The organism is Phytohabitans aurantiacus (assembly GCF_027923225.1).
In the GTDB taxonomy this organism is placed as follows: Bacteria; Actinomycetota; Actinomycetes; order Mycobacteriales; family Micromonosporaceae; genus Phytohabitans; species Phytohabitans aurantiacus.
Genome location: NZ_BSDI01000004.1, coordinates 176,111 through 197,621, shown reverse-complemented (window position 1 = coordinate 197,621; position 21,511 = coordinate 176,111). Strand labels below are relative to the sequence as shown.

Below are 21,511 nucleotides of genomic sequence, written 5' to 3'. Positions count from 1 at the left end.
CACAGGAGGTCGCGATGGCAATTCGTACGTTCGGGACCAACGCCGTCGACTGGGAAGAGCGCGTCGATCTCGACCGGTTGCGCACCGAGCGCCTGTCCCGCCTGAAGACCCATCTGGAAGCGTCCGAGCTGGGCGCGCTGCTCACCTTCGACTTCGCCAACATCCGGTACATGACGTCGACCCACATCGGCACGTGGGCGATGGACAAGCTGATCCGCTTCGCGGTGCTGCCGCGCGGCGGCGAGCCGGTCATCTGGGACTTCGGCTCGGCTGCCCGGCACCACCAGCTCTACAACCCGTGGCTCGACGGCACCGAGCGCGCCCGCGCCGGCATCTCCACGCTGCGCGGCGCCTTCCACCCTGACGCGGGGATCGCCGCCGACGTGGCCACGAAGGTCGCTACCGTGCTGCGCGAGCACGGGCTCGCCGACGCCCCGGTCGGCGTCGACCTCGTCGAGATGCCGGTCCTCGCGGCGCTCCAGGCCGAGGGTCTGACCATCGTGGACGGACAGCAGGTGTTTCTGGAGGCGCGGCGCATCAAGACCCGCGACGAGATCAGCCTGCTCGCGCAGGCGTGCGCGATGGTCGACGCCGCCTACGAGGAGCTGTACGAGTTCCTCCGCCCGGGAGTACGCGAGAACGAGTGCGTCGGGTTGGTCAGCAAGGTGCTCTACGACCTCGGCAGCGAGTACGTCGAAGGCGTCAACGCCATCTCCGGTGAGCGCTGCGCCCCCCACCCGCACGTCTACAGCGATCGCCTGCTGCGCCCTGGCGACCCGGCGTTCTTCGACATCCTGCATAGCCACCTCGGCTACCGCACCTGCTACTACCGGTGCTTCGCGGTGGGCAGCGCCTCGCCCCAGATGCGCGACGCGTACGTGCGCTGCCGGGAGTACATGGACCGGGCCATCGCGCTCGTGAAACCGGGTGCCACGACGGCCGACATCGTGTCGGTGTGGCCTCGTGCGGAAGAGTTCGGCTTCCCCGACGAGATGGCCGCGTTCGCCCTCCAGTACGGCCACGGCGTCGGACTCTCCATCTGGGAGAAGCCGGTGTTCAGTCGCCTGGTGTCGCTGGACCATCCGGAGGTGCTCGAAGAGGGCATGGTCTTCGCCCTGGAGACGTACTGGCCAGCCGGCGACGGGTACTCCGCGGCGCGCATCGAGGAGGAGGTCGTGGTGACCGCCGACGGCTGCGAGCTGATCACGAAGTTTCCCGCCGAGGAGCTGCTGATCGCCGGGCGCCGGTACTTCGCCGCTGGTGGTCCACTGAAGACGGTGCGCCACGCGCAGTCACACCTGAACACATCAAATGGGGCCGCCCAATGACTCCTGACGAGCTGCTCGACGCCTACGAGGAGATGGCGCTGATCCGGCGCACCGAGAAGGCCGCGCACGACCTCTTCATGGCGGGTTTCGTCAAAGGCACCACGCACCTGGCGGCTGGCCACGAAGCGGTGGCGGTGGGTGCGAGCGCGGCGCTGCGCCCCGACGACTACGTCTTCGCCACGTACCGCGGGCACCACCACGCGATGGCGCGCGGCGCGACACCCGAGGAGTGCCTCGCCGAGCTGATGAGCAAGGCGACTGGGCTGTGCCAGGCCAAGGGTGGCTCGATGCACCTGACCAAGGCGTCGACCGGGATGCTCGGCTCGTACGCCATCGTCGGCGCGCACCTGCCGATGGCGGCCGGCGCGGCGTGGTCCGCGAAGCTGCGGGGGTCCGGCCAGGTGGCCGTCGCCTTCTTCGGCGACGGCGCGACCAACATCGGCGCGTTTCACGAGGCGCTCAACCTGGCCGCGGTGTGGCGCCTGCCGGCCCTGTTCGTCTGCGAAAACAACCTCTACATGGAGTACACGCCGATCGCCGACGTGACCGCGGTGCCCAACCCGGCGGCGGACCGTGCTGGCGGATACAACATCCCCGGCGAGGTGATCGACGGCAACGACGTGACCGTGGTGCACGAAGCGGTGGCGCGCGCGGCCGAGCGGGCCCGCAAAGGGGATGGCCCGACACTGATCGAGGCGCAGACGTACCGCCACTTTGGACACAGCCGGTCCGACCCGGCCAAGTACCGCCCGGCGGAAGAGGTCGAGCGGTGGCTCAAGCACGACCCGCTCGACGTGGCCAGGGCGCGGCTGGAGGCTGCCGGCGTACCACCGGAAACCATCGCGGAGCGGGACCGGCGCGTGGCACAGGTCGTGGAGGCGGCCGTTGCCGCCGCGAAGAACGCGCCGGAGCCCGACCGGGAGCTGGCGTTCACCGACGTGTGGGCGGACGGGAGCGCGACGTGGCGGACGTGATCAGCTATCGCGAGGCCGTCGCCGAGGGTATCGCGCGGGAGATGCGGCGCGACTCCACTGTGGTCTGTCTCGGCGAGGACATCGGCGCGGCCGAAGGAGTCTTCAAGACGACGGTGGGGCTGTTCAAGGAGTTCGGGCCGCAGCGGATCTGGGACACCCCGATCTCCGAGCAGGCCATCGTGGGCGCCGCGATGGGTGCCGCGATGACCGGGATGCGACCGGTCGCCGAGATCATGTTCAGCGACTTCCTCGCCTGTTGCTGGGACTACCTGGCCAACGAGATACCGAAGGCGCGGTACATGACCGGCGGGCAGGTGACCGTGCCACTCGTCATCCGTACGGCCAACGGCGGCGGGCTGGGCTTCGGCGCGCAGCACTCGCAGGCGGTGGAGAACTGGGCGCTGACGGTACCCGGACTGAAGATCGCCGCACCGTCGACGCCCGCTGACGTGATCGGCCTGATGGCGTCGGCCATCCGCAGCGACGACCCGGTGGTCTTCTTCGAGCACAAGGCGCTGCTCGCCGGCTCCGGCGCGCGCCCGCCGGACGACCACGTCGTCGAGCTGGGCAAGGCCACGGTGGCGCGCGAAGGCACCGACATCACGGTCGTGGGGCTGGCCTCGACGGTACCGGTGGCGCTGAAGGCCGCCGAACAGCTCGCCGGCGAGGCCATCTCGGTCGAGGTGATCGACCTGCGCTGCCTGGTGCCGCTCGACATGCGCACCGTGCTGTCCTCTGTGGAGCGCACATCGCACCTCCTGGTCGTGGAGGAGAACCCGTATCAGGGCGGCTGGGGCGGCACCGTCGTCTCGGTCGTCGCCGATGAAGGCTTCGAGATGCTGGACGCCCCGATCAAGCGCGTCGCCGGGGCGTGCGTGCCGCTGCCGTTCGCCGACGCGCTCGAGGCCGAGGTGATTCCGACCGTCGACAAGGTCACCGAGGCGGTACGCCGGCTTTCCGCTTACTAGTAGGAGGCAACGATGCCTGACCGAATTCTTCTTCGTGGCGGCCACATACTCAGCATGGACCCGACCCTCGGCGAGATCCCCGAGGGCGACATCCTCATCGAGGGCGAGCGGATCGTCGCCGTCGACCGGCACATCGACGCCGACGCCGAGGTCGTCGACGCGTCCGGCCGGATCGTGATTCCGGGCTTCGTCGACACCCACAGACACACGTGGGAGGCCGCGATCCGCGGCTGCGCGCCGAACGCCACCCTCGACGACTACTTCGTGGAGGTGCTCGACACGTTCGCTCCGGTGTACCGGCCGGAAGACGTGTACGCGAGCAACCTGGCCGGCTCTCTCGAATGCCTGAACGCCGGCATCACCACCCTCGTCGACTGGTCGCACATCAACAACACGCCCGAGCACCCCGACGCGGCGGTACGCGGGCTGCAGGAAGCCGGCATCCGGGCGCAGTACGCCTACGGAAGCGCCAACCTCGCGCTGGCCGACTACTGGTTCGAAAGCAAGATAGTGATTCCGAAGGACGATGTGCGGCGGGTCCGAGACACGTACTTCTCGTCCTCGGACGGCCTGCTCACGATGGCGGTGGCCACCCGCGGTCCCGGCTTCTGCGTCGACGACGTGGTGAAAGCCGAGTGGGAGATGGCCCGCGAGTTGGGGCTGCCGATCACCGTGCACGTCGGCATGGGACGGCTGGCCGGCCGGTTCGGCATGGTCAAGATGCTCGACGCGATGAACATGCTCGGTTCCGACACGACGTACATCCACTGCTGCTACTTCAGCGACGAGGAGTGGCAACTCGTCGCCGACACCGGCGGCACGATCTCCATCGCGCCTCAGGTCGAGGTCCAGATGGGGCACGGCTGGCCGCCGATCGTCAAGTCGATGGAGTACGGCCTGCGCCCCAGCCTGTCGATCGACGTGGTGACCACCGTGCCGGGCGACATGTTCACCCAGATACGTAGCGCGTTCGGCGTGGAGCGGGTGCGGGCGCTGGCGTCCTTCTGGGAGCGCAACGAACCCGCCGAGGGGCTGCTCACGGCCGAGCGGATGCTGGAGATGGCGACCCTCAACGGGGCGCACGTCGTCGGGCTCGAAGACAAGATCGGATCGCTGACACCGGGCAAGCAGGCCGACATCGTGCTCATCGACACCCGCGGCATCAACGTGACGCCCGTGCACGACGCGGTCACCGCGGTGACGCTCTGCGCCGACGTGTCCAACGTGGAGTCGGTGCTCGTGGCCGGCCAGTTCCGCAAGCGCGACGGCAAGCTGCTGGCGGATGTCGACCGGGCGCGCGGGCTCGTCGAGAACTCCCGCGACCACCTGCTCGCCGCCGTCGCGGCCAGGAAGCAGCCGGCATGAGTTCTCGGCACGTCGTGCGGCGGGCCTCTGAGGAGGCCCTCGTCGGGTTGGGCGATGGGTACACGCGGTGGTCCATCGTGGACGAGACGGTGCCGGGTGCGGTGCACACCGGGTTCGCGATCTGCGCCCTGGCACCGGGCGCCTCGGTGCCGACTCACGTCAACTGGTTCGAGGAGAGCGTGTACGTGCTGTCCGGCTCGGCGGTGCTCGACACCCCGGACGGCGCGTACCTGCTCGGCGAGGGCGACTACGGCGTCGTGGCGACCGGTGTGCCGTACGGGTGGCGCAACCCCGGCTCGGAGCCTGCCCGGTGGGCGCGGATGCAGGCGCCGCAGCCGCGAGGGCGGTTCGACGGAGACACCATCGCCGTCCCGCCACTGCGGCACGGGCCGGTGCGACCCGTCGATCCACGCGACCCGCGCAACCGCTCCTTCGGGCACATCTCGCCGGCGCACATGGAGCCGGGCAAGCAGAGCCAGGACCTGCTCGCGGTATCGGCCAGCATGCGCACCGCGCTGCTCGTCTACAGCGGCATCACCGTGAAGATGATGGTCGACAGCGACCTCGGCGCCGAACTGTCCACGATGTTCATGGTGCAGTACGAGCCGGACGGCGTCGCTGGGCCGCACGACCACCCGTTCGAGGAGACGTACCTGATCCTCGAAGGCGCGACGGACGCCACGTTCGACGGCACCACGTACCGGCTGGAGCCGGGTGACGTGGCGTTCGCCGGGGTGGGCTGCGTGCACTCCTTCACCAACGCGGGCAACGGACCGGTGCGCTGGCTGGAGACTCAGGCACCGCAGCCACCGTCCCGCCATTCCTACCGTTTCGCCCGCGACTGGACGTACCTGCGGGAGACTGTGGACCGGGAGGCTCCATGAGTGTGGTGGTTGTCGGCGGCACCTCCGGCATCGGGCTGGAGGTGGCGCGCTATTTCGCCGGTGCCGGCGACGACGTGGTGCTGACCGGTCGGGACGCGGGTCGCACCGAAGGGATAGCCAAGGAGATCGGTGCCCGTGGCGCCGCCCTTGAGCTGGCCGAACCCGAGGGCATCGCCGCCGCGCTCGCGAGCGTCGAGCGGGTCGACCACCTGGTGCTCGCGGCGATCGAGCGGGACCACAACACCGCGGCCGACTACGCGATCGACCGGGCGGTGCGGCTCGTGACGCTCAAGCTCGTCGGGTACACCGAGGTGGTGCACGCGTTACTGCCGAAGATGCACCCCGACAGCTCGATCGTGCTGTTCGGCGGGCAGGCCCTGCAGCGCCCCTATCCGGGCTCCACCACGGTGTCCACAGTGAACGGTGGCGTGACCGGCCTCGTGCACACGCTCGCCTGCGAGCTGGCACCGATCCGGGTGAACGGCGTCCACCCCGGCATCGTCGGCGACAGCCCGTACTGGACCGGCAAGCCGCTCGACGCCGTCGTGTCCCGTACTCCCACCGGCCGGCTACCCACGATGGTCGACGTCCGCGACGCGGTGGTCTTTTTGCTGCGCAACTCGTCGGTCAACGGGGTCAACCTGCCCGTGGATGGAGGATGGTTGCTGAAATGAAGGTGGCGATCGTCGGGGCTGGCCGGATGGGCAGCGCGATGGCAGCACGGCTCCAGCAGGCCGGCAACGATGTGGTTGTCTACAACCGCACCCGCGAAAAGGCCGAAGCCGTGGGCGCCGCGGTCGCTGAGACCGCCCGCGAGGCGGCCGCGTGGGCCGACACCATACTCGTGTCGCTGGCCGACGACGCGGCGGTGCTGCACGCGTACGGCGGGCCCGACGGCATCGCCGCGGGGCTCCGCGGCGGCAGCGTCGTGGTGGAGACCAGCACGCTCGACCCGGAAACGGTGCACCGGGTGGCCGAGTTGGTTGGCGAGCGCGGCGCCGCGCTGCTCGACGGGCCGGTATCGGGCAGCGTGCCGCTGGTCGAGCAGGGCAAGCTGACGTTTCTGGTGGGCGGTCCGGCAGACGCGCTCGACCAGGTGCGCCCCGTGCTCGACACGCTCGCCGCACAGATCTTCCACGTCGGGCCGCTCGGCTCCGGCGCGGTGGTCAAGCTCGCGGTCAACACGGTGCTGCTCGCCATCAACCAGGCGGTCGCCGAGGCGCTGGTGCTCGCCGAGCGGGCCGAGGTGCCCCGCGAGACCACCTACGAGGTACTGGTCAACAGCGCGATCGCCTCGCCGTTCGTGGCGTACAAGCGGGCCGCCTTCGAGCGTCCTGACCAGACCCCGGTCGCGTTCAGCCTCGACCTGGTGGCAAAGGACCTCGGCCTGATCGGCCAGCTCGCCGAGCGAGTCGGGGCGGTGATGCCCCAGGCGGCCGCCAACCGGGCGGCGGTGCTGGCCGCGCTCGACGTGGGCATGGGCTCCCGTGACATGGCGGCGATCGCGCACTGGTTGGAAGTGGGCGTGCCTAACGAATCCTGAGCCAGGTGCGGGATCGCTTGCCCGGCAGGTACGGCGAGTCCAGGCGCTTCGCCACCACACCGCCGAGGCCCTGCTCCCGGCTCGCCTGCCGGACGGCGTCGCCGCCTCCCTCGAAGTGGGGCGGCGTCTGCCAGTACCGGCCGGCCAGGTCCAGGGCCGCCAGTAGCTCGCGGCGTTCGGCGTACGGCAGGTCCACTGTCGACCGCCCCTCCAGCCAGAGGACGTCGAAGAGCAGGTACTGCACCGGTGTGCGGGCGACCAGCCGCCGGGCCGCACTGGCGTCGGTGACTCGGGAACGCGGGTGCAGGGCCTCCGCGCTGACCCGTCCGTTGCCGTCGAACGCCACGACCATGCCGTCGACGAGGCACTCCGTTGGCGCCAGCGCCTCGGCCAGTTCGCGCAGTTCCGGGTACGACTCGGTGATGTCGATGTCGTCGCCGGACAGCAGCCGCAGCCGGCCGCCCAAGACGTAGCCGACCGCGCGCACGCCCGGCCACTCCAGCTCGTACCCCCACGCCTCGTCGTCGGCGGGCAGCCGCGCGGCGGGCGCCGGCCGCATCGGCCGTACGGTGTCCGGCATCGGGCTCCACCCGGGCTCGGGCGGGTCCATCCGGTGGATCATCCAGTTCTTGCCGTCGGTGCGGAAGAGGACGTACCGGCCGGACACCCGTTCACCGTCGAGCACGACGATCACTTCGCCGTCACGCCACTTCTCGGTGACGTAGGTGCCCCGGTCGAAGATGGTCATCCGGCCGCCGCCGTACTCGCCAGCCGGGATCTCGCCGTGGAAGTCGAGGTACTCCATCGGGTGGTCCTCGGTCTGCACGGCGAGGTTGTTGCGGGCCGGATCGCGCGGTATGCCGCGCGGCACCGCCCACGAGACCAATACGCCATCGCGCTCCAGCCGCAGGTCCCAGTGCAGCCGCCGGGCGTGATGCTGCTGGATGACGAACACGCGGTCGTCGCTGGCCGTTGGTGTCTTCGACGGCACCGGCTCCGGGGTGCGGCGCGCGTCTCTCTTGCGCCGGTACTCGTCGAGGCGGTCGGCCATGACTCCATTGTGCGCACACCCCGACGTTCCGCAGCATGATCAGGGCGTCCCTCAAGCTGTTCTAACGACTTGAGGGACGCCCTGATCACTTGAATCAGGTGGTGCAGGCGGAACCGTTCAGTGTCCAGCCTGTGGGTGACTGGTTGGTGCCGCCGTGCGTGCCCTGGAAGCCGAAGGACGTGTTGGCGCCGGGCGCGAGCGTGCCGTTGTGACCCACGTTGCGGGCCGTCACCGACGAACCGCTCTGCGATACTGTCGCGTTCCACGCGTTGGTGATCTGCTGTCCACTGGGGAACGTGAAGCCGAGCGTCCAGCCATTGACCGTGCCGGAGCCGGTGTTGGTGACCGTGACGTTGCCGGTAAAGCCGTTGTTCCACGAGTTCGCGGTGTACGCGACCCGGCAGGCGCCCGAGCCGCTTGGCGGCGGCGTCGTGGCGGGCGGCGGGCTGGTGCCCGGGGTGGTCGGCGGGGTGCCCTGGTTGACGGCCGCGGAGAACGAGTTGACCCCGAGTCCGGTGCCGCCGTTCCACGGTTCGAAGCCGGCCTGGATGCTGGTCAGGTACCAGGAGTTGTTGATCAGGCCGCGGTTGCGCGTGTCGTTGATGAAGTCCAGCACGCTGAAGCTCCAGCTGCTGATCGCGGACGGCGCCACGTAGGAGATCACGTTGTTGGAGCCGTTGCTGCCGCGCCAGACCTCCCATGTCCGGCCGCCGATGTTGGTGTTGCCGACGACGGAGCCGATGGGCTGGATCGGGCCCTGACGGTTGAACCAGATCATGATTTCCTGCTGGTTGACACCGTCACGCCGGGGCGTCGGGTCGAGCCAGATGTCGTACGAGGCGTTGAAGGTGCCGCCCGCGTACGCGTAGTTGATGCTGCTGGTGGCGCTGCTGATCTGGCTGACCTGCAGCGGCAGGTTGGTGCCGGGTGAGCAGTTGGTGTAGTGGCAGCCGAAGAAGACCGACGGGTACGACAGCGGCGCGCCGTTGGTGGCGGCGCTGCCCTGCTGGCTCACGATCGAGAAGCCGGTGTTGGTGACGTTGATGCACTGCTCGGCGTTGGAACCCCAGCGGTTGTTCTGGACCACGTAGCGGCCCTGGATCGTGGTGGAGCCGAACTGCTCACAGATGCGCACGTCGGCCTGTGCCGGGCCGGCGGCTACGACGACAGCGACCGTGCCTGTGAGTAACAGGCCGGCCGCCGCGATCGCACGGATCGAGCGTCTCATGGGGTGCTCCTTGCAACGTGGTGGGATGACGGGAGCGCTCCCATGAGGCTAAGACATATTCACGCTTATGAAAACATGCTGCGCGCGGCGCGGATCTGGGTCATCGAGCGGCCGAGTGCGGTGGTGATCCGTTCCTCGCTGTCCGGCGCCACGCGGGGCACCGGCACGGACAGGCTGATCGCGTCGGTGGGCGGGTCGGCGAGCGGCACCGCCATCGCGAAGCACACGATGCCCTCGGTGTTCTCCTCCCGGTCGACGGCGTAGCCGCGCTCCCGCGTCTTTTCCAACTCGACGAGCAGGGCGTCGGGGTCGGTGATCGTGTTCGGTGTCAAGCGCGGGAGAGGACCGTCCAAAATGCCTGGCTGGTGCGCCAGCAGTGCCTTGCCCAGCGCGGTCGCGTGCGCGGGCAGCCGCCGCCCGATCGCGCTGTACAGCCGCAGCCGGTGCGCCGACTCCCGCTTGGCGAGGTAGACCACGTTCGAACCGTCGAGCCGGCCCAGGTGCACCGCCTCGCCGAACTGCCGGGACAGGTCGTCGAGTACGGAGGACACCAGGCCGACCGCGTCGTCGGCGTCGAGGTACGCGGCGCCGACCTCCAGCGCGCGGACGCCGAGCCCGAAGCGGGTACCGGTGGGATCGACCTCGACCCAGTGCCGGCGGGCCATCGTGCGCAGGATGCCGTGCAGGCTGCTCTTGGGGATGTCGAGCGCGCGGGAGAGCTCGACCAACGAGCGGCGCTCGCGCGACGCCGCGAGGGCTTCGAGCACTTCCAGGGTCCGGTCGGCCGACTTCACGGGGGGTTGGACGGCGGTCATGCCTTCCATTATGGTCATGTACGTGACCAGCGTTCACGATACTGAACAGGCAATCGGCCAGAACCGCCTGCTGCCGGTGGTGGTGCTGCAGAGCGCGGCCGACGCGGAGCCGCTCGCCGCCGCCCTGACCGCCGGCGGTCTGCGCAGCGTAGAGGTGACTTTCCGGACCGACGCCGCCGCCGAGGCCATCCGGATCATGGCGGAAAACCCGGACCTGCTCGTCGGCGCGGGCACGGTACTGACCACGACCCAGGTCGACGCGGCTGTCGCGTCCGGCGCGAAGTTCGTGGTGAGCCCCGGGTTCAGCCCGCGTGTGGTGAACTACTGCCAGGAGCTGGGCATACCGGTCTATCCGGGCGCGGCTACCGCCACCGAGATCCAGATGGCGCTCGACGCGGGGCTGGAGATCGTCAAGTTCTTCCCCGCCGAGCAGGTCGGTGGCGCCAAGATGATCAAGGCGTTGGCGGCACCGTTCAAGAACGTCCGGTTCATACCGACCGGCGGCGTCAACACCGCCAACCTGCCCGACTATCTCGCGCTGCCCGCGGTCTTCGCGGTCGGCGGCACCTGGATGGTGGCGCCCGACCTGCTCGCCGCCGGGAAGTGGGACGAGGTCACCCGCCTGACGGCCGCGGCTGTCGCACTGACCAAGGGAGAGCTATGACGCTCGCGATCCGTCCGGCCGACGAGTGCCGGTACGACCTGGTGTCGCTCGGCGAGGTCATGCTCCGGCTCGACCCGGGCGAGGGGCGCGTGCGCACCGCGCGCAGCTTCCGGGCCTGGGAGGGCGGCGGCGAGTACAACGTGGCTCGCGGGCTGCGACGCTGCTTCGGCATGCGCACCGCCGTCGTGACCGCGTTCGCGGACAACGAGGTGGGGCGGCTGCTCGAAGACCTGATCCTGCAGGGCGGCGTGGACACGTCGTTCGTGAAGTGGGTCGGGTACGACGGCATCGGCCGCACCGTGCGGAACGGGCTCAACTTCACCGAGCGTGGTTTCGGGGTACGCGGCGCCGTCGGCACGTCCGACCGTGGCCACACCGCTGCCAGCCAGCTGCGCCCCGACGACGTCGACTGGGACCACCTCTTCGGCACCCTGGGCGCCCGGTGGTTGCACACGGGCGGCATCTACGCCGCGCTGTCCGAGACCACGCCCGACGTCATCGAGGCCGCGATGGCCGCGGCGCGCCGGCACGGCACGCTCATCTCGTACGACCTGAACTACCGGCCCAGCCTGTGGAAAGCGATCGGTGGCAAGGAGCGGGCGCAGGAGGTCAACCGGCGGCTCGCCCGGTACGTCGACGTGATGATCGGCAACGAGGAGGACTTCACCGCCTCGCTCGGCTTCGAGGTGCCCGGCACCGACGAGTCACTGTCCGAACTGGAAGTCGCCAACTTCCGCCGCATGATTGAGGAAGTCACCAAGGAGTATTCGAACTTCAAGGTGGTCGCCACGACCCTGCGTACCGTTCGCAGCGCCACGGTCAACGACTGGGGCGCGATCGCGTGGTCCGATGGCGTGTTCGCCGAGGCGACTCATCGGCCAAACCTGGAGATTCTGGATCGGGTCGGCGGCGGCGACAGCTTCGCGTCCGGCCTCATCTATGGCCTGCTGACCTCTGGAGACCTGGAAAAAGCGGTGGAATACGGCGCCGCGCACGGTGCGCTCGCGATGACCACACCCGGTGACACGTCGATGGCGAACCTCAAGGAGGTCGAGGCGCTCGTCAAGGGAGCTGGCGCACGCGTGCAACGGTAGGTGGGAAACTCTACTTTGGGGCACTATCCTTGGCCGGTTGCTCCGAGTAGTGTCGTGGCTTCGACGCGTGTTGCCCTCACCCCTGAGCGGGGGTTCGATACCTCCGGAGGCTTTACGCCATGCTCCGTACCACCCTACGGATTCTGGTCGTCGGCGCAGGCATTGCCGGGCTATCGGTTGCCCGTGCGCTGCGGCTGGCCGGCTTCCGTCCGGAGGTGATCGACAAGCTGCCGGCGTCCACAGTGGCCGGCGCGGGCATCTACCTGCCCGGCAACGCCGGGCGAGCGCTTCGCGAGCTCGATCTGGAGGCACCGGTCCGGCCGTACGGCGAGGTGGTCGAGCGGCAGCGGTTCCTCGACGCGCGTGGACAGCAGCTGTGCGACGTCGACCTGACCGAGTTGTGGCAAGACGTCGGCGAGTGCCGGGTGCTGCCCCGTGCCGACCTGCACCAGGTCATGTTGAGCGGCGCCGGCGGCGAGGTGCGCCACGAGACGGAGTTGAAAGGGCTGGAGATCGTCGACGGCTCGGCCAAGGTCGAGTTCGGTGACGGCTCCAGCGCCGAGTACGACCTGGTGGTAGGAGCCGACGGCCGGCGTTCACCGGTGCGCACGCTCGCCTCGCTCGGTGGCGCCGCGCGCCCGGTCGGGCAGATCATGTACCGCAGCGTGGTCACCGGCGGCCCGAAGGTGGCCGGCTGGACGGCCGTACTGGGCAAGCGCTCGCTGTTCACGATCATGCCGATGGGCTCCGGCCGGCTCTTCTGCCAGGCGGAGGAGCCCGGCACGGGTGCGCCCGCCGACCCGCTGGCCCGGCTCTGCGAGGTCTTCGGTGGCCTCGGCGGCCCGGTGCCCGCCGTGCTCGAAGCCGTCGAGCGGGTGCAGGTCGCGCTCACCGACGAGGTCGAGATCGGCTCGTGGGCGCGGCCACCCGTGGTACTGGTCGGCGACGCCGCCCACGCGACCTCACCGACGCTCGCGCAGGGTGCCGCCATGGCTTTCGAAGACGCCGTCGTGCTCGCCGCCGAGCTGCGCAAGGCCGCGGGCGTGGCCGAGGCGCTCCGCGCGTACGAGCAGCGGCGGCGCCCGCGTACCGAATGGGTGCTCGCCCGCACCCGCGACCGCGACGAGCTGCGCGACATGGCTCCCGCGCTGCGCGATCCCCTGCTTCGCCGCCGTGGCGCCCGCCTCTTCGCCGACCACTACCGGGGCCTGGTCGAGCCTTACTAGGGCTTGACGCGAGCCCTACTAGCCCCCGTCGTAGGTGGGTCTGCGGGGAGGACTATTCTGCGTCGGAGCAGACCAGATCAAGAGCGAGCACCTCGGAGGCCACGCGTGACCACCGTCGCACCGAAGCCGATCGTGACACGGCCATGGCCGGTCCACGAGCCGGTCAAGGGCTCCGCCATCGCGCGCCTGCTTCGGACCACGGACGCGAAGCAGATCGGGCTCATGTACCTGGTCACGTCGTTCGTGTTCTTCATGGTTGGCGGCCTGATGGCGCTGATCATGCGTGCCGAGCTGGCTCGTCCGGGGCTCCAGTTCCTCTCCCCGGAGCAGTACAACCAGCTGTTCACGATGCACGGCACGATCATGCTGCTGTTCTTCGCGACGCCGATCGTGTTCGCGTTCGCGAACTACATCGTGCCGCTGCAGATCGGCGCCCCCGACGTGTCGTTCCCGCGGCTCAACTCCTTCGCGTACTGGATGTACGCCTTCGGCGGCACGCTCGCCATGTGCGGCTTCCTGACGCCGAACGGCGCGGCCGACTTCGGCTGGTTCGCCTACACCCCGCTGAGCGACGTCGCGCACTCACCGGGCGTCGGCGCCAACATGTGGATCGTGGGCCTGGCCATCTCGGGTCTGGGCACCATCCTCGGTGGCGTCAACATGATCACCACGATCCTGACGCTCCGCGCGCCCGGCATGACCATGTTCCGGATGCCGATCTTCACGTGGAACATCCTGGTCACCAGCCTCCTGGTGATCCTGGTCTTCCCGCTGCTGGCCGCCGCGCTCTTCGCGCTGGCCGCCGACCGCATCCTCGGCGCCCACGTCTACGACCCAGCCACCGGCGGGCCGCTGCTCTGGCAGCACCTCTTCTGGTTCTTCGGCCACCCCGAGGTGTACATCGTCGCGCTGCCGTTCTTCGGCATCATCAGCGAGGTCATCCCGGTCTTCAGCCGCAAGCCGATCTTCGGGTACAAGGGCCTGGTCGGCGCCACGATCGCGATCGCGGCCCTGTCGATGAGCGTGTGGGCGCACCACATGTTCGCCACCGGCCAGGTGCTGCTGCCGTTCTTCAGCTTCCTGAGCTTCCTCATCGCCGTGCCGACCGGCATGAAGTTCTTCAACTGGATCGGCACGATGTGGCGCGGCCAGATCACGTTCGAGACGCCGATGCTCTTCTCGATCGGCTTCCTGGTGACGTTCCTGTTCGGTGGCCTGTCCGGCGTGCTGCTGGCCAGCCCGCCGATCGACTTCCACGTCTCCGACTCGTACTTCGTGGTCGCCCACTTCCACTACGTGCTCTTCGGCACGATCGTCTTCGCGGTCTTCGCCGGCATCTACTTCTGGTTCCCGAAGATGACCGGCCGGATGCTCGACGACCGGCTCGGCAAGGTGCACTTCTGGCTCACGTTCCTGGGCTTCCACACCACATTCCTGGTGCAGCACTGGCTGGGCAACGAGGGCTTCCCCCGCCGGTACGCCGACTACCTGCCCGGCGACGGCTTCACCACGCTCAACACGATCTCCACGATCGGGTCGTTCGTGCTCGGCGCCTCGACACTGCCGTTCCTGTTCAACGTGTGGAAGTCGTACAAGGCCGGTCAGGTGGTCGACGTCGACGACCCGTGGGGTCACGGCAACTCGCTCGAGTGGGCCACGAGCTGCCCGCCGCCGCTGCGCAACTTCGACCGGATGCCGCGTATCCGCTCGGAGCGCCCGGCGTTCGACGTGAAGTACCCGCACCTCGCCGCCGGCCAGACGCTCGCCGGCCCGCCGGAGGGCGGTGCCAAGCCGCTGACCAGCGAGTCACGCGGAGGCGCCACCTACGAGGAAGACACCTCCACCGAGATCGACCGCTAACTACCGTCGAGGCTGACCCCGGCCGCTCGCAGCTCGCTGCGGGCGGCCTCAGCCGTCGCGGGGGTGACACCGGCCGTCAGGTCGAGCAGCACCGTGGTGGCGAACCCTTCCCGCGCCGCGTCGAGCGCCGTGGCCTTCACGCAATAGTCGGTCGCGATGCCGACCACATCGACCTCGGTGACATCGCGTGCCCGCAGCCACTCGGCCAGCCCGGCACCATCGCGATCGTGACCCTCGAAGCCCGAGTACGCCGCCGCGTGCTCGCCCTTGTGGAACACCGCCTCGATCCGGTCGGTGGCCAGCGCGGGATGGAAGTCGGACCCAGGTGTGCCCACGACACAGTGAGCCGGCCACGAGTCGACGAAATCCGGGGGGTTGCCGAAGTGCGCGCCCGGGTCGACGTGGTAGTCCTTCGTGGCGACCACGTGGTCCCAGGAGCCCGCGGCGAGCGCGGCGGAGATCCCCGCGGCCACGCCGGCTCCACCCTCGACAGCGAGCGAACCCCCCTCACAGAAGTCGTTCTGCACGTCCACGATGATCAGCGCCCGTCCCACCCGATACCTCCCTGTAGCTCCCTGTAGCTGCTAGGCCCTTGTTATACGGCGGGGACCACTGTCACGGGGACGGCTGGGTCGCCGGCGCTGAGCTTCAGGCCCTCCCAGGGGATGGAGATCAGGCAGGCGCGCAGGTGGGCGCGCGACTCTTCCAGCGTCGGCAGAGCGACCGGCTCGCCGGCCACCACGTACGAGTGCTGGAGCAGCCGGTCACCCAGCCTGTGGTCGGGCACTCCCTGCGATACCACGATCTCCTCGATGGCCGTGCCGGTCGGCTTGTGCCGGCGGATGGCGGTCTTGCGGCCGCCGACCGTTGCCTTGTTTTCCGACCGCTTCACCACCGGCCGCCCCTCGACCTCGACCAGCTTGTAGACCAACCCTGCCGTGGGCGCACCCGAGCCGACCACCACGGCGGTGCCCGCGCCGTACATGTCGACCGGCTCAGCGGCCAGCGCGGCGATCGCGTGCTCGTCGAGGTCGCCGGAAACGATGATCTTCGTGTCGGTGGCGCCGAGCGAGTTGAGCAGCTCGCGGGACTGCTGCGCCAGTACCGACAGGTCGCCCGAGTCGAGGCGGATGGCCCGTAGCTCCGGCCCGGCGACCGCGATGGCGTTGCGGATGCCCTGGCTGATGTCGTACGTGTCGACGAGCAGTGTGGTCTGCTTGCCGAGCGCGGCCACCTGCGAGGCGAACGCGGCCGGCTCGTCGTCGTGCAGGAGCGTGAACGCGTGCGCGGCGGTACCCGCTGTCGGTATCCCGTACCGGTATCCGGCGGCCAGGTTCGACGTGTACTCGAATCCGGCCAGGTAGGAGGCGCGCGCCGACGCGACGGCGGCTTCTTCGTGCGTGCGCCGCGAGCCCATCTCTATCACCGGGCGGCCGCGTGCGGCGGTGACCATGCGGGCGGCGGCCGCGGCGATGGCGCAGTCGTGGTTGAGCACCGACAGCACCAGGGTCTCCAGGATCACGCACTCCGCGAACGTGCCCGAGACGGTCAGGATCGGTGACCCGGGAAAGTACAGCTCGCCCTCGGCGTATCCGTCGATGTCGCCGCGGAACCGGTAGCTGGACAGCCACGCGGCGGTCTCGTCGTCGACGACGCCGCGTTCGCGCAGGTGGGCGACCTCTTCCTCGGGAAACCGGAAGTCGCGCACGAGGTCCATGAGCCGGCCGGTGCCGGCGACCACGCCGTACCGGCGGCCGGTCGGCAGCCGCCGCGCGAACACCTCGAAGACGCAGCGCCGGTCAGCGGTGCCGTCCTGCAGCGCCGCGCGCAGCATCGTCAGCTCGTAGTGGTCGGTGAGGAGGGCGATCGTCACGCACCTAAGCCTATGGCTCGGCGCGCGCCTGTAGGGCGTGAGACAGCTCGCTCCGGTTGGTGATCCCGAGCTTCCGGTACACCCGCTGAAGGTGATTTTCGACGGTGCGCGCGGAGAGGAATAGCTGTTCCGCGATCTGCTTGCTGGCCACGCCGGCCGCCGCGAGGCGGGCGACCTCGCGTTCCCGCTCGGTCAGCGGTGGCCGGGCGGCCCGCAGCGCCGGGGTGTGCAGCGTGTCGCACCGGCCGAGGAGGTCGCCGAGGTGGGCGCTGGCCTCCGGCGCGAGGGGGGACTTGGTCGTTCGCAGTCGCAGCGCGGCCATCGCCGCCGCGTCGGCCGCGTAGAGAAGCAGCCCGCGCCGCGCGAACGCGCTCGACACCGCCATCAGCTCGGCGCCGTCGGCGGTGGCCCGGGCGTGCAGCGCCATCAGCTCGACCAGCGGGCCGTCGACCACCCCGGTCAGCTCGGCCAGCCGCTGCGCGACGGTCTGCGCCTCAGCGTCCGCCCCAAGCGAGGGCGCGGCATCGGACTGCCATGCGACGGGGAGGTTGGCGCAGCCCAGCCGGACCAGGTCGTGCAGCGCGAGCACCTCGTGCCCAGCGAACCCGTCGGCGCGCAGCCGTGCGACCAGGTCGCTCAGCAGCTTGATCGCCACCTCGACATCGCCCGCGCACGCGGCCACCCACGCGCGCGCCTGCTCGCGCCACGGGTACAGCACCGCCATGCCCGGGGTCTGCGTGCGATCGGAGTCGGCGAGCGCGGTGGCGGCCTCGGCCGCTTCGCCGCGCAGCGCGGCCGCGTAGGCCCGCTCGGCGTGCGCGAGACCGGCGAAGACCCGGCTGGTGGCCAGCGCCGCACACGCCTGGAGGCTGCCGCGCAGCGCCTCGCCGCTCTGGCCGCGCAGCCGCGCGCCCTGAGCCCGGATGACCGAGAGGTATCCGGATCCGAGCCGGAAGTCGCCCGCGTCGGCAAGGTCGGCGAACTCGTCGGCGACCAGCGCGTCGATGGCTTCCAGGTCGCCGGCGATCGTCAGGCGGGTGCCACGGGCGAGTTCGAGGGCGAGCTGCAGGTACGGCATCTCGACCCGCCACTGTGGCGCGTCGGCCACCACACCCTCGATCGCGCGGCCGCTGCGCGTGAGCTTGCCCTGCGCCGCCTGGAGGTGCGCGATCACGCACTGTGCTAGCGCCCGCGCGGACACGGCCGCCGCGGGCCTGTCGATGATCTCGCGGGAGAGCCGCAGCGCGTCCGCGCTGTCGCGCCGGTGCAGGCGCATGATTGCCTCGAAAGCCAGGACCCGCGCACGGTGCCCGGGGTCGGTCACCGTTGGCGTTTCCTTCGCCAATTCGTGTACTGCCGACTCCCGGCCCAGTCCCCAGTACGAGACCAGCCCGCGCACGGTCAGCCAACGGCTGCGCCGCTGATCCGAGTCGATCTCGTCGCGCACCGACTCCACAACGGACAGCGCCGCGTCGGGCTGCTCGCTGAACATCAATATCGTGGCCAGCAACTCGCCCGCCTCGAAACCGCCACCGGTCTCCAGGGCGGCACGCGCCAGCCGGGCCGCCAGGTGCACGTTGAACCGGCTGAACGCCTGCGCGGCCGCCTCCAGCAGCATCCTCGGGTCTTGCGCGGTGCCGGAGTCGAGCCGCCACACGGCCACCCGCAGCAGGTCCTCGCGGCGGCGGGCACCGGCCTCTTCGACCAGCGCGGCGAGCCGGGCCTTGAGCCGCATGGTGCGCGTGGCCGGGCAGCGCTGGCGCACCACCTCGCCGTACAGCGGGTGCGCCAGCCGTACGTTGCGCCGCCGATCGCTCTGCGCCAGCCGGATCAGGCCGCGATCCTCGGCGCTCTCGACAGCGGCGTCGCCGGTGGCACGGATGAGCAGCGGCAGCCCGATCGGCTCGCCGAACGCCACCAGCTCGACGACCTCGCGCACCTCGTCGCTGAGATCGCCGATGCGGGCGTCGATCAGGTCGGTCAGCCGGGGCGCCAGCTCGAACTGCCCGGTCCACCGCCACATCCCGTACAGCCGGGTCAGCTCGCCCGAGTCGGAAGCCGCGATGACCAGCTCGCGCAACAGCAGCGGATTGCCGGCGGAGAGCCGCCACAGCCGCTCGGCCGAGGAGGAGTCGACCGGCCCGCCGAGCATCTCGGCGAGCAGCGCCTTGTTGTCGGCGGCGGTGAGCGGAGCCAGCTCGGCGTGGTCGACGAGATCGTCTGTCCACAGTGCGCGGATCGGTACCGGCACCTGCTCGCCGCTGCGCAGCGTGCCCAGTACGGTGGCGTGCTGGTCGCGGGCGATCAGGTAGACGAGCGTGGCGGAGGAGGCGTCGAGCAGGTGCGCGTCGTCGACCGCGAGCACGATCGGCCGGCCCGCGGCCTGGCGGTGCAGGGCATCGACGGCCCAGCGCAGCAGCCCTGCCGGCGACACTCCCGCCGGCTGATCGGCCGGCAGCACCTGGGCGAGCCCGCCGAACGGCAGCCCGGCGGCGGCGATGTTGGCGGCGGCTGTCCACACCGCGTACCTGTCGGTGGGCAGGCTCGCGACGCCCTCGCGTAGCAGACGGCTCTTGCCGATGCCTGCGGTGCCGCTGAGGATGAGGCCGCGGCCGGTGCCACTCGTGGCTGCCATTATGAGACGGCGCAGCTCATCGGCCCGGCCGACGAAGTGCCACGGGCCCATCCGGTCAGGATATCGATGGGCGCCGCAGCCCGCTGACCGCCTAACGGTGGAAGTTGAGTAGCGGAGTGGTCGGCGCTGAGTAGTCGTCCTCCTGTCGACTTCGGCGGCCGCTCCCGTACGGTTCGATGGCCCGGCACGGTAACGCTACGAGTGGCGGGGCGCACGCACAGTTGGAGGCCCTGGCGATGACGTCTGCGACAGCGGGAGGGGTGCGGCAACGGCGCAAGATTCGGATGCGCGCGACACTGATTGAGCCCCTGCCCGACGAGCCGACCGCGGTCGTCGTCGCGGGTCCTGGGCGCGGCCGGCTCATCGGCGCCCTGTTGGGACGAGACGCTCCTGTTCTCGCCACCCCGACCGGCAGCTACCTCGTGATACGACCGGGGCAGCCGGTGGAGGCGCGCGCCTATCTGCCAGGCGCCCGCCACCCCCAGCCGTACCCCGTCAAGCCGTCGAACGGCAGCGCCGCGCCCGCCCGGCCACCGCGCCGGATCGAGGTGGGCAGGTCCGAGCCGTTGCTGCGGCACTTCTCGCTGATCGAAGGGCCAGACCTGCGCACCCTCGGTGTCGCCGGCACCCGCGTCTTCCTCGACGTGGTGCGACGCGGCGGCGCGCTGGTCTACGCGGTGGGCGACCAGCCGCCCGATCGCGCCGAGCGCGATGTACTGGCCGCGGTGTCTGACCTGCCGGTGGCGCTCTTCTTCGCGGTCGACGGTCCAACCAGCGAGGTGGAGGCCGTGCGGGAGGGCCTGACGGAGTTCGAGGCGGCATCCTGGTTCACCGTCGACGCCGAACCGGCCTACCTGCGCCGCGCCCTGGTGGCGTGGGCGGGCGTCGAGGGTCTGCACCGGGCGAGCATCAACCCGCCGGTGCTGCCCGGTGCCGAGGGGCGCATCCCGGTCGGGCCGAGCGCCCACGAGTCCGACTGGGCCGCTCGGCTCGACCGGATGTGCCGGAGCTCAGCCCGCCTGGTCCGGCAGCGGCTGGCGATCGAGCTGGCCAACATCCACCTGCGCTGCGTGCACGACATCGTCTTTGGCGCTGGCTGCGAGGGCCTGCCGGCCGCGCTCGACCGGGAGATGCACGCGCTGTCGCTGCGCACGGTGGCCGAGTGCGACGCGGCCGCCGATCGTGTCCTCGACGAGATGCTCACGCTCGTGCTGGGCGAGGCGCCGGTGGCCGGCGTCCGCCGCCGGGTCACGATCGCCGTCCGCCGGAGCTTCGTCGACGACAGCGACGACGGCGGCGAGTTGGAACGGGTACTGCTCGTCACGAGTACCGCCGGAGTGGCCGCTGTGACTGGTGATGGCGCCGTGGCCGCCCTGGCGGCGTACGACACCGACCCGGGGCACGCGGTGCTCCCGCCGCTCGGGCTCGGCCTGTCCGGCGCCTGCTACCAGCACTGGCGCAGCCCGGCGAATTCCGACCCGAACCGTGCCCGGAGCTGGCTGCAGCAGGCGATCCGAGGAGTGGAGCTGGATCTGCTCAAGGAGGTCTCGCGCCGGTTCGACATGCTTCACCGGTCGCTTGGTGGCGTGATCGCCGAGGCGATCGACCATGGGATCTTGCTGATCTAATCACAGGATTCGCCACACGACGGGGCATACCGGGAGTCGTATGGTTCCTCGATTGCCCGAAACCGGTGGCACGATGGTGGGCATGGCAGCTCCACAGGTGGCACCGGTCGAGACCCCGGGCACTGACGAGATGCCGGTCGCGGACCGGGCATGGGTGACGATCGTCTGGGACGACCCGGTCAACCTGATGTCCTATGTAACGTGGGTCTTCCAAAAACTGTTCGGCTACAGCCGCGACAAGGCTGAGAAGCTGATGCTGGACGTGCACCACAAGGGCAAGGCCGTGGTGTCGAGCGGTGCCCGCGAACGCATGGAGCACGACGCGTCGCAGCTGCACGCGTACGGGTTGTGGGCCACCGTCGACAAGGCCTGAAG

The 21,511-nt window shown here is 70.0% G+C and carries 19 protein-coding genes; 13 read left to right on the top strand and 6 right to left on the bottom strand.

Annotated elements, in window-relative coordinates; genetic code table 11:
* Positions 1–14: 14 nt before the first annotated feature.
* The 7 genes from QMG73_RS05550 to QMG73_RS05520 are packed head-to-tail and all read left to right on the top strand — an operon-like array spanning position 15 to position 7,062.
* Positions 15–1,328 carry a M24 family metallopeptidase gene (locus QMG73_RS05550; RefSeq protein WP_281892869.1) on the top strand — a complete coding sequence of 438 codons (1,314 nt, stop codon included), beginning with the start codon at positions 15–17 and terminating at the stop codon, positions 1,326–1,328.
* Complete coding sequence (locus QMG73_RS05545) at positions 1,325–2,302, top strand: thiamine pyrophosphate-dependent dehydrogenase E1 component subunit alpha (RefSeq protein ID WP_281892868.1); 978 nt, start codon at positions 1,325–1,327, stop codon at positions 2,300–2,302. Before QMG73_RS05550 ends, QMG73_RS05545 begins: the two co-directional genes overlap by 4 nt.
* Positions 2,290–3,270, top strand: a complete 981-nt coding sequence (locus tag QMG73_RS05540; protein WP_281892867.1) for an alpha-ketoacid dehydrogenase subunit beta — start codon at positions 2,290–2,292, stop codon at positions 3,268–3,270. Before QMG73_RS05545 ends, QMG73_RS05540 begins: the two co-directional genes overlap by 13 nt.
* A gap of 12 nt (positions 3,271–3,282) precedes the next feature.
* Entirely contained in the window at positions 3,283–4,635 is a 1,353-nt protein-coding gene (locus tag QMG73_RS05535) for an amidohydrolase family protein (RefSeq protein WP_281892865.1), read from the top strand.
* A complete protein-coding gene (locus QMG73_RS05530; protein WP_281892864.1) occupies positions 4,632–5,519 on the top strand; it encodes a cupin domain-containing protein in 888 nt (295 codons plus the stop codon). The genes QMG73_RS05535 and QMG73_RS05530 overlap by 4 nt, the downstream gene beginning before the upstream one ends.
* Entirely contained in the window at positions 5,516–6,193 is a 678-nt protein-coding gene (locus tag QMG73_RS05525) for an SDR family NAD(P)-dependent oxidoreductase (RefSeq protein ID WP_281892862.1), read from the top strand. Before QMG73_RS05530 ends, QMG73_RS05525 begins: the two co-directional genes overlap by 4 nt.
* A complete protein-coding gene (locus QMG73_RS05520) occupies positions 6,190–7,062 on the top strand; it encodes an NAD(P)-dependent oxidoreductase (RefSeq protein ID WP_281892861.1) in 873 nt (290 codons plus the stop codon). Before QMG73_RS05525 ends, QMG73_RS05520 begins: the two co-directional genes overlap by 4 nt.
* On the opposite strand, the gene QMG73_RS05515 is transcribed toward QMG73_RS05520, so the two are convergent.
* The 3 genes from QMG73_RS05515 to QMG73_RS05505 form a co-directional block, all read right to left on the bottom strand.
* On the bottom strand, positions 7,049–8,113 hold the full coding sequence (locus QMG73_RS05515) for a DNA polymerase ligase N-terminal domain-containing protein (protein ID WP_281892860.1): 1,065 nt from the start codon (positions 8,111–8,113) through the stop codon (positions 7,049–7,051). The two genes, QMG73_RS05520 and QMG73_RS05515, sit on opposite strands and share 14 nt — an antisense overlap.
* A gap of 94 nt (positions 8,114–8,207) precedes the next feature.
* Positions 8,208–9,341, bottom strand: a complete 1,134-nt coding sequence (locus tag QMG73_RS05510) for a GH12 family glycosyl hydrolase domain-containing protein (protein ID WP_281892859.1) — start codon at positions 9,339–9,341, stop codon at positions 8,208–8,210.
* Positions 9,342–9,406: 65 nt separating this feature from the next.
* Complete coding sequence (locus QMG73_RS05505; protein WP_281892858.1) at positions 9,407–10,156, bottom strand: IclR family transcriptional regulator; 750 nt, start codon at positions 10,154–10,156, stop codon at positions 9,407–9,409.
* 22 nt (positions 10,157–10,178) lie between these two features.
* Here QMG73_RS05505 and eda point away from each other — a divergent pair, with 22 nt between their 5' ends.
* From eda to ctaD, 4 genes are all read left to right on the top strand, one after another.
* Positions 10,179–10,820 carry a bifunctional 4-hydroxy-2-oxoglutarate aldolase/2-dehydro-3-deoxy-phosphogluconate aldolase gene (gene eda, locus QMG73_RS05500; RefSeq protein ID WP_281892857.1) on the top strand — a complete coding sequence of 214 codons (642 nt, stop codon included), beginning with the start codon at positions 10,179–10,181 and terminating at the stop codon, positions 10,818–10,820.
* Positions 10,817–11,914: a sugar kinase gene (locus tag QMG73_RS05495; protein ID WP_281892856.1), complete on the top strand. Its 1,098-nt coding sequence runs from the start codon at positions 10,817–10,819 to the stop codon at positions 11,912–11,914. The genes eda and QMG73_RS05495 overlap by 4 nt, the downstream gene beginning before the upstream one ends.
* A gap of 119 nt (positions 11,915–12,033) precedes the next feature.
* Positions 12,034–13,140, top strand: a complete 1,107-nt coding sequence (locus tag QMG73_RS05490; protein ID WP_281892855.1) for an FAD-dependent oxidoreductase — start codon at positions 12,034–12,036, stop codon at positions 13,138–13,140.
* A gap of 105 nt (positions 13,141–13,245) precedes the next feature.
* Positions 13,246–15,000, top strand: coding sequence for an aa3-type cytochrome oxidase subunit I (gene ctaD, locus QMG73_RS05485; RefSeq protein ID WP_281892854.1), 1,755 nt, complete (start codon positions 13,246–13,248; stop codon positions 14,998–15,000).
* Here ctaD and QMG73_RS05480 read toward each other — a convergent pair.
* From QMG73_RS05480 to QMG73_RS05470, 3 genes are read right to left on the bottom strand one after another with little or no spacing between them, the layout of a single operon-like run.
* A complete protein-coding gene (locus QMG73_RS05480; RefSeq protein WP_281892853.1) occupies positions 14,997–15,554 on the bottom strand; it encodes a nicotinamidase in 558 nt (185 codons plus the stop codon). The two genes, ctaD and QMG73_RS05480, sit on opposite strands and share 4 nt — an antisense overlap.
* A gap of 41 nt (positions 15,555–15,595) precedes the next feature.
* Positions 15,596–16,873: a nicotinate phosphoribosyltransferase gene (locus QMG73_RS05475; protein ID WP_281892852.1), complete on the bottom strand. Its 1,278-nt coding sequence runs from the start codon at positions 16,871–16,873 to the stop codon at positions 15,596–15,598.
* A 10-nt stretch (positions 16,874–16,883) separates the two neighbouring features.
* Entirely contained in the window at positions 16,884–19,559 is a 2,676-nt protein-coding gene (locus tag QMG73_RS05470; protein WP_281892851.1) for a helix-turn-helix transcriptional regulator, read from the bottom strand.
* A 185-nt stretch (positions 19,560–19,744) separates the two neighbouring features.
* On the opposite strand from QMG73_RS05470, the gene QMG73_RS05465 reads away from it, so the two are divergent.
* Positions 19,745–21,136 (top strand): hypothetical protein, encoded by a 1,392-nt coding sequence (locus QMG73_RS05465; RefSeq protein WP_281892850.1) that lies wholly within the window; start codon positions 19,745–19,747, stop codon positions 21,134–21,136.
* An 82-nt stretch (positions 21,137–21,218) separates the two neighbouring features.
* Complete coding sequence (gene clpS, locus QMG73_RS05460; RefSeq protein WP_265251493.1) at positions 21,219–21,509, top strand: ATP-dependent Clp protease adapter ClpS; 291 nt, start codon at positions 21,219–21,221, stop codon at positions 21,507–21,509.
* Positions 21,510–21,511: the final 2 nt, after the last annotated feature.